Source organism: Sphaerisporangium krabiense, assembly GCF_014200435.1.
GTDB classification, from domain to species: Bacteria; Actinomycetota; Actinomycetes; order Streptosporangiales; family Streptosporangiaceae; genus Sphaerisporangium; species Sphaerisporangium krabiense.
The window spans coordinates 6,388,939-6,401,407 of record NZ_JACHBR010000001.1; the positions used below are offsets into that span (position 1 = coordinate 6,388,939).

14 protein-coding genes are annotated in these 12,469 nt (G+C 74.6%); 8 read left to right on the forward strand and 6 right to left on the reverse strand.

The genetic code is table 11. The features are described 5' to 3' along the window. Positions 1-37 precede the first annotated feature (37 nt). The 3 genes from BJ981_RS27910 to BJ981_RS38630 are packed head-to-tail and all read right to left on the reverse strand — an operon-like array spanning position 38 to position 2,495. On the reverse strand, positions 38-838 hold the full coding sequence (locus BJ981_RS27910; RefSeq protein WP_184615314.1) for a hypothetical protein: 801 nt from the start codon (positions 836-838) through the stop codon (positions 38-40). Beyond that, a complete protein-coding gene (locus tag BJ981_RS27915; protein ID WP_184615315.1) occupies positions 835-2,058 on the reverse strand; it encodes an NRAMP family divalent metal transporter in 1,224 nt (407 codons plus the stop codon). The genes BJ981_RS27910 and BJ981_RS27915 overlap by 4 nt, the downstream gene beginning before the upstream one ends. Next, the gene (locus tag BJ981_RS38630; RefSeq protein WP_184615318.1) at positions 2,055-2,495 is read right to left on the reverse strand and encodes a hypothetical protein; all 441 of its coding nucleotides are present in this window, start codon (positions 2,493-2,495) and stop codon (positions 2,055-2,057) included. Before BJ981_RS38630 ends, BJ981_RS27915 begins: the two co-directional genes overlap by 4 nt. Positions 2,496-2,680: 185 nt before the next feature. On the opposite strand from BJ981_RS38630, the gene BJ981_RS27925 reads away from it, so the two are divergent. The 6 genes from BJ981_RS27925 to BJ981_RS27950 all read left to right on the forward strand — a co-directional run bounded on the left by BJ981_RS27925 (position 2,681) and on the right by BJ981_RS27950 (position 7,995). After that, positions 2,681-3,160, forward strand: a complete 480-nt coding sequence (locus BJ981_RS27925) for a GNAT family N-acetyltransferase (RefSeq protein WP_184615320.1) — start codon at positions 2,681-2,683, stop codon at positions 3,158-3,160. Positions 3,161-3,336: 176 nt separating this feature from the next. Further along, positions 3,337-4,146, forward strand: coding sequence for an SAM-dependent methyltransferase (locus BJ981_RS27930; RefSeq protein WP_184615322.1), 810 nt, complete (start codon positions 3,337-3,339; stop codon positions 4,144-4,146). Positions 4,147-4,241: 95 nt separating this feature from the next. Then, positions 4,242-5,057 (forward strand): SAM-dependent methyltransferase, encoded by an 816-nt coding sequence (locus BJ981_RS27935; protein WP_239139422.1) that lies wholly within the window; start codon positions 4,242-4,244, stop codon positions 5,055-5,057. Positions 5,058-5,162: 105 nt separating this feature from the next. Beyond that, entirely contained in the window at positions 5,163-5,525 is a 363-nt protein-coding gene (locus BJ981_RS27940) for a response regulator (RefSeq protein ID WP_184615324.1), read from the forward strand. After that, positions 5,522-7,348, forward strand: coding sequence for an ATP-binding protein (locus tag BJ981_RS39445; protein WP_184615326.1), 1,827 nt, complete (start codon positions 5,522-5,524; stop codon positions 7,346-7,348). Before BJ981_RS27940 ends, BJ981_RS39445 begins: the two co-directional genes overlap by 4 nt. Beyond that, positions 7,339-7,995 (forward strand): response regulator, encoded by a 657-nt coding sequence (locus BJ981_RS27950; RefSeq protein WP_184615327.1) that lies wholly within the window; start codon positions 7,339-7,341, stop codon positions 7,993-7,995. The genes BJ981_RS39445 and BJ981_RS27950 overlap by 10 nt, the downstream gene beginning before the upstream one ends. Here BJ981_RS27950 and BJ981_RS27955 read toward each other — a convergent pair. Together BJ981_RS27955 and BJ981_RS27960 are read right to left on the reverse strand one after the other, a co-directional pair. Next, on the reverse strand, positions 7,973-8,911 hold the full coding sequence (locus tag BJ981_RS27955; protein ID WP_184615329.1) for an exonuclease domain-containing protein: 939 nt from the start codon (positions 8,909-8,911) through the stop codon (positions 7,973-7,975). The two genes, BJ981_RS27950 and BJ981_RS27955, sit on opposite strands and share 23 nt — an antisense overlap. 305 nt (positions 8,912-9,216) lie before the next feature. Then, positions 9,217-9,405: a hypothetical protein gene (locus BJ981_RS27960; RefSeq protein WP_184615331.1), complete on the reverse strand. Its 189-nt coding sequence runs from the start codon at positions 9,403-9,405 to the stop codon at positions 9,217-9,219. 831 nt (positions 9,406-10,236) lie between these two features. On the opposite strand from BJ981_RS27960, the gene BJ981_RS27965 reads away from it, so the two are divergent. Further along, entirely contained in the window at positions 10,237-10,626 is a 390-nt protein-coding gene (locus BJ981_RS27965; RefSeq protein ID WP_184615334.1) for a hypothetical protein, read from the forward strand. Between the two features lie 60 nt (positions 10,627-10,686). Then, the gene (locus tag BJ981_RS27970; protein ID WP_184615336.1) at positions 10,687-10,917 is read left to right on the forward strand and encodes a hypothetical protein; all 231 of its coding nucleotides are present in this window, start codon (positions 10,687-10,689) and stop codon (positions 10,915-10,917) included. Between the two features lie 198 nt (positions 10,918-11,115). Here BJ981_RS27970 and BJ981_RS27975 read toward each other — a convergent pair whose 3' ends face one another. Beyond that, complete coding sequence (locus tag BJ981_RS27975; RefSeq protein ID WP_184615338.1) at positions 11,116-12,447, reverse strand: MFS transporter; 1,332 nt, start codon at positions 12,445-12,447, stop codon at positions 11,116-11,118. Positions 12,448-12,469: the final 22 nt, after the last annotated feature.

A 12,469-nucleotide genomic window follows, 5' to 3' on the forward strand; every position in this document is an offset into this window, starting at 1 on the left:
ACGCACCGGCACGCACCGGCGCGGACCGGCACGCACCTTACCGGGCCGGGTCGCGTTCGTAGAGCTCCGTCAACGGGGCGGTCTCGGCGGCGGGGACGGACAGGGGGATGGGGCCGGGTGGGGTGCCGAGGCCGGCCACCTGGTCCCAGGTGACGTACCTGCTGCCCCGGTGCAGGCGCCGGACGATCGCCCGCACGAGCAGGGGCGCCTGCCCGCCGGGGCCGCGTTCGTAGCCGAAGAGCTGCCCGGTGTGCCGGGGCGCGACGATGAGGCCGGACACGCGGAACGCGTGCTGGACGCCGCGCAGCAGCGGGCCGTCCTGGGTGAGCTGGACGTCGGCCACCTGGCCCATCGGCGTGCCGCTCGCGTCGTTCACGGGACGGCCGATGAGCTCGCCGATCCGCGTCGCGCCCTCCTCCGCCCGGGTCCTGGCCGGTCCCGGCGGCGCGGTGGTGTCGTCCCCGGCGCCGCTGCCGGGGATGGGGCCGATGAGGTTGCGCCGCGTCCAGCGTTCCAGGGCCGGTTCCTCCGGGTCGCCGTCCACCGACAGGGCGGCGTCGATCCCGGAGACCTGCGCCATGCCGACGCGCCGCGGCGCCGGGTCCTCCTCGGGCCGGAACAGCTCGGTGACGGCGACGATGAGCCTGCCGGGCACGCCGCCGATCCTCGGTCCGAGCGCGAGCGGCCCGGCGAGGATCGCCGCCACGTACGGGCGGCCTTGGGCGTCGCGCTTCAGCTCCAGGTCGTCGGCCTTGCAGACGTGCCGGCCGTCGCGGGAGCGCACCACCTGGCGGTCCAGCAGGTGGAGCCGGGCGTGCAGGATCCGCGCTCCGGTCATTGCCCCGCCTTCGTCGCGAGCATCAGGGGGATCGCCGCCACGGCGACCACCAGCAGCAGCACCATGTACGCGGTCCCGAGCGCGTTGGAGATCCTGCCGTTCACGTGTTCGCCCATGTAGTCGGGGTCGTTGGCGATCATCAGCACCGGCAGGTAGGTCAGCGGCAGCGCGGCGGCGGAGAAGACCAGGGAGTACTCGGTCACCTTGATCGGGTCGATCGTGGTGAGCACCAGCGCGGCGGCCACGATCGTGGCGACCAGGACGACGACGTGGAAGCGCGCCGCGTCCCTGGGCCGCACGTACTTGCCCCACTGCCAGCCGAAGTACTGGCTGAGCGTGTACCCCGACGACAGGGCGGTCTCCAGCGTCGCGCCGAACGTCGCCGCGAACACCCCGAAGATCACGACCACCAGGCCGATCTTCCCGAGCGCCAGCCCGACGGGCAGCAGCATCTGGTCCAGCGTGCCGACCTGGATGTGGAGGGGGAGGAAGACGGTGGCCGCGCACGCGGCGATGGCCAGGGACAGGAACCCGCCGAGGGGGAAGCCGACGAACACGTTGGCCCGCGCGGTCAGCAGGTCCTTGCCGGTCCAGCGCTCCTCGACGCCGCCGGAGGAGAAGAAGAACACCTCGTACGGCGTCATCGCGCCGCCGAGCAGGGCGATCGCGTAGTACCAATACGTCGGCGCGCCCTCGTCCGGCGGGGGATGGGTCACCTGGCGGGCCAGCTCGCCCCAGTCGGGGCCGAGCCGCCACGCCGCGACGGCGAACACCACCAGCGCCAGCCCGGCCAGCCCGAAGACCTTCTCCATGGTCCCGAACTTGACCCGCCACATCACCAGCCAGGCCACCAGCGCCACACCGGGCACCCACAGCAGGTAGTTCACGCCGGTGACCAGCTCCAGCGCCAGGGAGGCGCCGCCGATCTCGGCGGCCAGCGTGAGCACGTTGATGAAGAAGGACGCCCCGAGGTTCACCAGGCCCGCGCGGGGGCCGAGCCGCTCGCGCACCAGGTCGAACACCGGCCGCCGCGAGGCCACGGCGATGCGGCCGGACATCTCGGCGAACAGGCAGATGCCGATCACCCCGACCACGACGACCCAGGCCAGCGACATGCCGAACCTGGCGCCGACCAGGGCGTTGGCCACCAGGTCGCCGATGTCGACGAACCCGCCGAAGGCGGTGAGGATGCCGAGCGTGACCGCGAAGAGCCGCTTCACCCGTACGCCTCCTCGACGGCGCGCAGCCGCCCCGCGAGGTCGCCGAGCTCCCGGTCGGCGGCCGCCGGGTCGCGCAGCCCGTCCCTCCTGACCTCGACGAGCAGGCCGCGCAGTTCCTCCTCGGCAGCCGAGGTCAGCTCGGTGACCCGGTCGCGCAGCCGGTCGGAGGCGTCGGAGGGCGGCTGGACGCGGCCGAACTGGTCGCCGACGCCGCCCACGTCGTCGGCGGCCTGGGTGAGCAGCGTCTTCAGGTACGGCGTGGTCAGCCGGTCGGCGCCGCGCACGGCCTGGCGCGCCAGCTCCACGCCCGAGGCGGCGGCCTCTGCGGTGGCGGCGGCCTTGAGCCCGTAGTCGTGGTCGTCCCAGGCCGGGCTGACGCATCCGGACAGGACGAGCGCCGCGAGCAGGACGGGCGGGACGGCGGCCGCGCGCCTCATGACCGGCCTCTGAGCAGGAAATATCCCAGCAGGCCCAGCAGGGCCAGCATCTGGCCCCAGGCCAACAGGAGCACCAGGCCTTCGTCCACCACGCGGCCCCCACTGCCCGCGCGCGGGGTCTTCATACCGGCGCGGGGCGGGAACCCGGCGGAGGTCCCGCGCGGGGCTGCTGGTTGAATGCGGCCATGGTGGTGCGTGACGCTCTTCCCCACGAGATGGACGCGGCCGGCGCGCTGCGCGTGGCGGCCTACCAGGCCGACCGGCTGCTGGACGCCAACCCCTCCTACGCCGGCGCGCTGCGCGCCCTCGGGACGGACGGCGCGGGCGAGGTCCTGGTCGCGGTGGACGGCGACCGGCTGCTCGGGACCGTCATGCTGGAGACGTGGCACGCCGGGAGCGAGGTGGCCAAGGGGCCGCAGGAGGCGGAGATCCGGGCGCTGGCCGTCGCCCCGGAGGCGCGCGGGCGCGGCGTCGGCACCGCGCTGGTGCGGGCGGTCGTGGAGCGGGCCGTGCTGCGAGGGGTCCGGGCGCTACTACTGTCCAGCCAGCCGGCGATGGCCGGCGCTCAGCGCATCTATCTCGCCGAGGGGTTCACGCGCAGGCCCGAGCTCGACTGGGCCCCCGTGCCGGGTCTCACGCTGCTCGGTTTCGGGCGCGATCTGTGAAAGCCCGGTGATCCCGCGTTATCGGCGCGTGCCGCGGCATTGTCGGCAGGGGTTTTCGGTCCGCTCGCCCTGGTGGTAAAGGAAACGCTCACATCGGCGCACTCTGGCACGGGACCGAATCAGGATCTACGTTATTCGGGGAAAATCGGAATACGTTCCTCGGGAGTTGGTGTCCAGTGCCGGACGACGAGGCCTTCCCCGTCCCGGAGTCGCCGAAGATCGACACCTCTGTGCCGCATTCGGCGCGCATCTGGAACTACTGGCTCGGCGGCCGGGACAACTACCCCGTCGACCGGGAGGCCGGCGACGGCTTCGCGCGGGTCTTCCCCGGCATCGAGCGGCTCGCCCGGGCGTCCCGGCACTTCCTCAGCCGCGCGGTGCGTCACCTGGCGGGCGAGGCCGGGATCCGGCAGTTCCTGGACGTCGGCACCGGTCTGCCCACCGTGGACAACACCCACGAGGTGGCCCAGCGGGTGGCCCCGGAGTCGCGCGTCGTCTACGTCGACAACGACCCGCTGGTGCTGGTGCACGCCCACGCCCTGCTCACCGGCACCCCGCAGGGCGCGACGAGCTTCATCGACGCCGACCTGCGCGACCCCGAGGCGATCCTCGCCGCCGCCGGCCGCACCCTGGACCTGACGCGGCCGGTCGCGCTGGTCCTCATGCAGATCACCGGGCACGTCCACGACACCGCCGAGGCGCACGCCCTGGTGCGCCGCCTGATGGCCGGGCTGCCGTCCGGCAGCTACCTGGCGTTCAACGACAGCTCCGACACCAGCGCGGCCAACCTGGAGGCCACCCGCCGGTACAACGAGTCCGGCGCGGCGCCGTACCACCTGCGCAGTCCCGCCGAGCTCGCCGGCTTCTTCGACGGGCTGGAACCGGTCGAGCCGGGCGTGGTGCCGATCGCCCGATGGCGTCCCGAGGTGGACCCGTCCGCCATCGTCGATGTGGACGCATGGGGAGGAGTCGCAATAAAACCATGATCCGCGACGCGCCATGAAGAATCCGGTAATCACGCCCACATGATCGATAGATTGGTCGGTAGCGGAAGATCGTACGACTTGGGGGAGGCGGCGACGTGACCGAACGGGAGAGGGCTCACCCCTGGGTCGTCGACCCCACCACTCCCAGCGTCGCCCGCATGTACGACTACTATCTCGGCGGCAAGGACAATTTCGCCGCCGACCGCGAAGCCGCCGAAAAGATCATAAAGCTGGTGCCGAACGCCAGGGAGATCGCGCGCGCCAACCGCGCCTTCCTGCGCAGGAGCGTGCGCGTCATGGTCGAGTCCGGCATCGACCAGTTCCTGGACATCGGCACCGGCCTGCCCACCCAGGAGAACGTGCACCAGGTGGCGCAGCGAGTGAACCCGGACGCGCGCGTCGCCTACGTCGACAACGACCCGATCGTGCTCGCCCACGCCCGCGCCCTGCTCGCCGACAACGCCGGCACCGTCGTCGTCTCCGCCGACATGCGCGACCCGCGGGGCATCGTGGACCACCCCGAGGTGCGCGCCCACCTGGACCTCGACCGGCCGGTGGGGCTGCTGCTCCTGGCCATCCTGCACTTCGTCGTCGACGACGCCGAGTCCGTCCAGATCGTCCGCACGCTGCGCGGCGCCATGGCCCCGGGGAGCACCCTGGCGATCTCGCACATCACCCCTGGCGACCTCAGCGAGGAGGACATCCGGCGGGGCCGCGACGTCTACACCTCGACCGCCACGGGCGGGATCGTCCCGCGCACCCACGCGCGGATCCGCTCGTACTTCGAGGGCTTCGAGCTGCTCGCGCCCGGCGTGGTGCCGGTGGAGGAGTGGCGTCCCGACCCCGAGACGGTGATCCTCCCGCACCGGGGCGGCATCGGCTTCATGGGCGCCGTCGGCCTGCTCGCCTGAGCGAAGGCGCCGCCGCGCGTCCCCGCCTCCTGGAAAACCTGGAGAACCGGTGGGCGAACGCCCGGCGAAGATCTCCACGCCCCCGCCGGATGTCATCATGAGGCGATGGACGAGGGCATTCTCCTGGTGGACGACCACCCGGGATTCCGCCGCATGGCCCGCCGGCTCCTGGAGGCCGGCGGGCTCCGCGTGATAGGGGAGGCGGCCGACGGGCGGCAGGCCGTGGCCCTGGCCGCCGAGCTGCGCCCCGAGGTCGTGGTCCTCGACGTCCTGCTGCCCGACATCGACGGCTTCGCCGTGGCCGCGCTGCTCGCCGAACTGCCCGACCCCCCGGTGGTCGTCCTGATCTCCAGCCACTCGCCCCTGGAGCTCGGGGCCGAGGCGGGCGCCCCGAACGTGCGCGGCTTCCTGCCCAAGGACGAGCTGACCGCCGAGCGCCTCGCCGAGCTGGCCGGATTACGCCCGTGACCACGCCCCTCCCTTCCCCGGCCGCCGTCGCCCCGCCGCCCGCGGGAACGGAGGGCACGCGACGGCGGCACGGCGCCCTGGTCCTGGCCGGGCTCGCCCTCACCGCCGCGGACGTCTGGTTCGCCGCCCGCTGGGGCGCCGCGGAGCCGCTCTTCTACGTCAAGGAGGTCACCCAGATCCTGGTGTGGCTGGCCGCGGGATTCCTGGTGGAGCGGGTGCGCCCCGGCACGCCCATGGGCGTCCTGATGGCCCTGCTCGGCGTGCTGCTCGCCGCCGACGCGCCCGCCGCGTTCGCGCTGGAGGCCGGCGGCGCCGGGATGCGCGTCCTGATCACCGTCGCGCTGCTGCTCACGGCGCTCCAGCTCCCGCTCGGCGCGCACGTCTTCCTCGCCTACCCCTCCGGCGTCATCCGCGACCGCATGGGACGGGTCGTCATGCGCGCCGGCTACGCCTTCGGCGCCCTCACCGCCCTGACGCTGCTCCTCGCCGGGCCCGCCGTGCCGGTGCAGGGCTGCCGCGACGTGTGCGCGCCCATGCCGCTGCTCGACGCCCCCGGCCTCGCCGAGGCCGCGGCCCGCGGCGTCTCGCTCGGGACCGCGGTGCTCGTGCTGGTCGGCGGTGGCGTGATCGTACGGCGGGCCGTCCGCGCCGGGGCCAGGGAACGGCGGCTGCTGGCCTTCCCCGCCACCGCGATGGTCGCCACCGCGCTGCTGTGGGCGGCGGTCGGCCTGCTGGCCGCCAGGGCGCCGGGCGACTGGTCCGCCGGGGCCGACTCCACCCTGGCGCTCGCCCAGTTCGCCGCGCTCGTCGCGGTGCCCGCCTCGTTCTTCCTCGGCCTGCTGCGCGAGCGGCTGGACGAGGCGCGGGTGTCCGACCTGGTCAGGGAGATCGCCGCCATGCCCGCCGAGCGGCTCGGGCCCGCGCTGGCGGAGGCGCTCGGCGACCCCCACCTGCGGGTCGCCTTCCCGGTGCCCGGCGGGTACGTCGACGCCTCCGGGACGCCGGTGGAGGTGCCGGTGGAGCTGGACCCGCGCCGGTTCACCGTCGTCGGCGACCCCCGGGCCCCGGTCGCGGTGCTCCTGCACGACCCCAGCCTGCGCACCGAGCCCGCGCTGCTGGAGGCCGTCAGCGCCACCGCGCGCCTCGCCCTGGAGAACGCCCGGCTGCAGGCCGCGGTGCGGGCGCGGCTCGCCGAGGTGCGGGCCTCGCGCGCCCGCATCGTGGCGGCGGGCGACGAGGCGCGGCGCAGGCTCGAACGCGACCTGCACGACGGCGCGCAGCAGCGCATGCTCGCCGTCGGCCTCGCCCTCAACCTGCTGCGCCAGGGCCTGGGCGAGGCGAGCGCCGAGACGCTGGACCTGCTGCGCGAGGCCGAGGAGGAACTGCACGCGGCGACGCGCGAGCTGCGCGAGCTGGCGCGCGGCATCCACCCCGCCGTGCTCACCATCCAGGGGCTGCGCGCCGCGCTGCACCAGCTCGTCCTGCGCGCCGGGCCCACGGCGAGCCTGCGGGTGGGGGAGCTGCCCCGCCTGCCCGAGGCGGTGGAGGCCACGGCCTACTTCGTCGCCGCCGAGGCGCTGACCAACGCGCTGCGGCACGCGGCGGCCCGCCGCGTGGAGGTCGCCGCCACGGTCGCGGACGGCAGACTGGTCGTCTCGGTGTCCGACGACGGCGCGGGCGGCGCGGCCCCGCGCCCCGGCTCGGGCCTCGCCGGGCTCGCCGACCGGGTCGCCGCCGTGGACGGCGTGTTCACCCTGCACAGCCCGCCGGGGACGGGCACCGTGCTCACCGTGGAGCTCACCGTGGAGCCGTCATGCGCCTGATCATCGCCGAGGACTCGCTGCTGGCAAGGGAAGGGCTGAACCGCCTGCTGGGCGGGCTCGGCCACCAGGTCGTCGCCACGGCGACCCGCGCCGAGCAGGTGCTCGGCCTGGTCGCCCGGCACGCCCCCGACGCGGTCGTGCTGGACATCCGCCTCCCCCCGACCTTCACCGACGAGGGGCTGCGCCTGGCCGCCGCGATCCGCCGCAGGCACCCCCGGGTGGCGGTGCTCATCCTGTCCCACTACCTGGAGAACTCCTACGCCGCCGCGCTGCTGGAGAACGGCGCCGCCCGGCTCGGGTACCTGCTCAAGGAGCGCCTGCTCGACGCGGCCATGCTCGACGAGGTGCTGCGCCGCCTGCACGGCGGCGGCACCGCCGTGGACCCCGACGTCGTGGCCCACCTGCTCGCGCCCCGTCGCGAGCACGACGCCCTCGCCCGCCTCACCGGGCGCGAGCGCGACGTGCTGGCGCTCATGGCGCAGGGCCTGTCGGACCGGGGCATCGCCGACCGGCTCGCCCTGTCGGTCACGACCGTCGGCACCCACACGCACAACGTGTTCCGCAAGCTCGGCATCGGCGACGCCCCGGCGAGCAACCGGCGCGTCAACGCCGTCCTCGCCTACCTCACCGGCCGCGTCGAGGCGTGAGGGCGTCAGGGGAGATCAGTCCGGCGAACTCCGGCGGGGTGAGGATGGGGACGCCGTAGGCGCGTGCCGTGCCCGCCTTGCGGGAGAGCGTGTCGGGGTCGGCGGCCACCAGCACGCGCACGCGCCGGGTCACGCGCGGGTGCACGGTGTACCCGGCGCGCTCGGCGCGCGTCTCCCAGTCCTCCCGGCCGCCGGGCAGGTCCCCGGTGAACGCCACCAGGTCGCCCGGCCTCAGCCGCAGGTCCGGGCCCGCCCGCCGGGTGCGGGGACCGGCGGCGCCGCGCCGCACCCAGGGCAGGTCGGGGCCGGGCGGCGCGGGCCAGACGGTGGCCGCGGCGGCCTCCAGCCGCTCGCGCCACCCGCCGGATAATCGGATGTAGTGGCGCAGCAGCCCGGCGGCGGCCCGGGCGTCGGCGAGCGCGTCGTGGTGGTCCTCCAGCGGCACGCCCGCCAGCGCGCAGCAACGCGCCAGCCCCCGCCCGCCGTACGGGAGGAACCGCGCGGCCTCGGCCATCGTGCAGACCCCGAGCTCGGTGCGCAGCGGCGCGCGGACGCCGAGCCGTTCGAACTCGCGGGCCAGGAAACCGACCTCGAAGGGCAGGTTGTGCGCGGCGAGGACGCGCCCGCGCAGCAGCCCGGCGAGCCGGCGCGCGACCTGCCCGAAGGCGGGGGCGAGGCGGACGTCGGCGGCGCGGACGCCGTGGACGTGCTGGGGCCCGAGGTCGCGGCCGGGGTTCACCAGCGTGTTCCACTCGCCGGTGACCTCGCCGGCGGGGCTCAGGTGGACGACGCCGATCTCTATCACGCGGTCGTGCCACGACGACCGCAGGCCGGTCGTCTCCAGGTCGACCACCGCGTAACCGGGCGGGCCCGCCGTCTCGGGAGAACTCGCGGGATCCGCGAGATCGTGCGCCATCGGATCGCCTTTCGGTCGCCGCCTCATCCGATGATCTCACCCGGCACGGGGCCGATGATCACGGAAACGGGGGACCGTGACCGGCTCGTCACCGGGCGCGGGACGGGCCGGTCACCGATGTGGCGACGGGGGAGGGACGCGGGGGATGACGGGGACGGGACGCCGCGCTGCCGCATCATTCCCTCATCATGTCCCGGCGCGCCGGGAAGCGGGCGGGAAACGGATTTCGCGGTGAACGGCGGACGCGGCGGCGGTCCCGTGACCACCGCCGCGTCCGTGTCCGCGCGGCTCCCGCCGCGAAGGGCTCAGCCCCAGGGCGTGTTGCCCCGCCACACCGTGTGCGGCGAACTCGTGTGAGCGTGGTCGGAGATGCGCACCACGTGCGGCGACGCGGCATGGGCCGAGGTCATGGCGCCGGCCGTCACGAACCCCCCGGTGGCGACGACGGCGACGACGATGAGCCGGGTCGTGAATTGTCTGACGTGATCCCTCATTGCAGCGGTCCCCTCGTCTGCGGCGGCTTCGCGTCCTGCCGCTTCCCTGCTCGCGTCGCCAACGTATTCGCGGCCGCTATCCGACCCCTATCCGCGCGCTTCCGTGGCGCTATGGCGGCGCCCACCGCGTCGTTCGGGTCGCGCGACTTTACGTTAAACAGGCCGTCGTTCCGTGCCCGCTTGAGCACGGATGTCGCCGTGCGGGAAGGTGGCGGGAGCGATCCGGCGCCTCCGGTCGCCCGTTTGGACGGGGCGGACGGGGTAAGGCGTATCTCGGACGGAACCGGAGGGCGTGAGGTGTCTCGACCCCGGCCTGCGATGGGGACCGCGCGAGCCGTCCCCACGGGACGCGGGCGCCCGGCCTCCGGATGGCAGGAAGTTGCCAGGCTCCTGCAACTTGCTGCCACCGATCCGCATGGTCCCGGGGCGGCGCTTCGCGCAGAGTGGTACACGGGAGTGCCGAGTGGTACCGCTTCGGGAAGGCGCGCGCACGTCGAGGACGGGCCTGGGCCGCGGGTGCTTCCGCCTGCCGGGCTTGGCCCGGTCGTGTGTCCCGGCCTCGGCGGATTCCGGCTCTCCGGCCGTCGCGCGACAACCGCGGCATCCGAGATCGCGACCAAGGAGGTGCGAGATGACCCACCCATCCGCGTCACGCGACGGGTCCGAGCGACGGGCCGATCCCGCGCGAGAGGGGATCTTCACCGGACGCGCCGGCAGGCAGGGACCGCCCGGTCTGCCAGGCCACGACGGCGGGACGTCTCCCGGCCGCCCCACCGGCAGGACCCACGGTGCCGAGCGGACGGGGTAACCGTGGTGAGCAGAGGCTGGGACATGTATCTGCACACCCTCGACCAGTACCTCACCCGCTTCCCCGGGCGGTTCGCGCTCGTGGTCTACTCGCCTCCGGCGCGGCGCATCCGCGATGAGCCCCTCTGGACCGTGCTGGAGCGCGGTCTCGGGCTCAACGGACCGGTGGTCAGGGGCGACCGGGTCCGCCTGGCGCCCGAGGGTCTCACCCCGATCGAAGGCGTCGCCGACTACGTGGCCCCGCACTTCCTCGGCGTGCGCACCGGCGACGGGCTCTACCGGTTCATCGAGGGCTCCAAGTCCACGGTCGTGATCGGCCACCACATCTTCTCCGACAGCGTCGACCCGGCGGACAACGAGCGCATGTGGCTCGGCTGGCTCCTCGCCCTGTTCGAGCCGGACGACTCCCGATGACGGACGCGGCGGTCGCCGCGGGCGGGAGATGCGGCCGTCGCCCTAGAAGGTCACCAAGGAATGCGCGAGACGACAGACGCCGGACACCCCGCCGATGACCGGCGCACCGACAGGGAAGCCACCGACGACGGGAAGGACGACGTGACGGACATGGAGACGCACGCGGGCGGCGCCGCCACCACGCCACCCGGCGACGCCCTGGGCGCGCCGGACCCGGACGCGCCCGACGCCGGCCAGGAAGGGCGCGGATCCGGGAAGTCGTTCCTCCTGGGGCTCGCCTGGTGGCCCTGATGCCACGGGCCGGGGCCGCCGCGAGGTGAGCCCTCGGGCCCGTGCCACGACTCGGCGTCCGCGTGCCGGGAGCCGGGTGAATCCCGGCGTGCCGGTGCCCGTTGGTGCGGCGGAGCACCGGCACGCCGGCCGTGCCGCCGGAGTCCCGCCCGCCGGACTCCGGCCGTCTTTCCCCCGTCCCGGTCGGCCGGGGCGGTCTCATGCGGTGGGCATCGCCTCGCGCGCCGGGTCCGCCTCGCCGCGCGGCCTGACCGTGCGCCGCACCGCCAGGCCGAAGGCCGTCACCAGCAGCCCCGCGACGCCGGCGACGACGAACGGCCCGGCCGGCCGCCACGTGTCGTACAGCCATCCGCCGAGCGCCGAGATGATCATGATGCCCGCGGCGCCGCAGAGCGTGTGGACGCCGAACGCCGACCCGCGCACCTCGGCCGGCGCCTGCTGGGCCAGCAGCGGGCCCGCGGTGGTGATCACGGCGATCTCCCCGACGCCCACGAGCACCGCGACGGCCATCATGCCGCCGCCGAGCGGGTCGTCCACCAGCAGCGTCGACAGGTAGGCCGCGGCGGCCAGCGCCTGGGCGAGCACGACGAGGTCCTGGCGGCGCACCCGGTCGCCGAGCCAGCCGAACAGCGGCGCGCACAGCAGCGCGACGGTCTGCGAGACGCCCACCACGGCCCCGGCCCTGGCCAGCGCCTCCGCGCTGGACATGCCGCGCGCGTCGGTGGCGTGGTCGGCGATCCACAGCGTCATGAAGCCGACGACGATGGCCAGGTCCGCGCGCGCGACGAACGACGCGGCGTACGACAGCGCCACGCCGGGGTCGCGGGCCAGCGCCACCCCCTCGCGCACCAGGCGCGCCAGCGGGACGCGCGCGGCGGCCTCGCTCACCCCGACGGGGGACAGCGTCAGCCACAGCAGCCCGGCGGTGGCCAGCACGCCCGCGGCGATGAGCAGGAACGCCAGCCGGGTCGCCGCGACCGGCGCGAGCCCGGCCGACTCCAGCGCGCGCGGCAGCCGGACCAGCGCCAGCACGGCGAGCACCGCGCCGAGGCCCCCGAACACGCCGATCAGCCCGTAGGACTTGCCGCGCGAACGGGTGCGCACGTAGTCGACGGCGATGGTGGAGAGCATGGCGTTCAGCGCCGCCACGCCGAGGCCGAAGACCACGCGCAGCGCGACCAGGACCGTCGTGTTCGCGGCGAAGGGGAACAGCGCCGCCCCGGCCGCGCACAGCAGCAGCCCGGCGACCACGACGAGCCTGCGGCCGAACCGGTCGGCGAGCGCGCCGTACCAGGCCAGGCTGAGCACCATCGCCAGCTCGGCGGCGAACCCCAGCAGGCCGACGGTGGTGCCCTGCGAGGACTCCGGCACCCCGAGGACGGTCGTCAGCACGTGCGGCTGGGCCGAGGGCAGGAACGAGATCACGGCGGTGCCGGCCGTCGCCAGGGTCAGCAGCGCCCACATGTTGCCCTTGGTGATGCCGTCGGCTAACTGCGCGCCCAGCACACGGCGCGGGGAGGCTGCGGCCATGAGAGGATCATGACACCGGGAC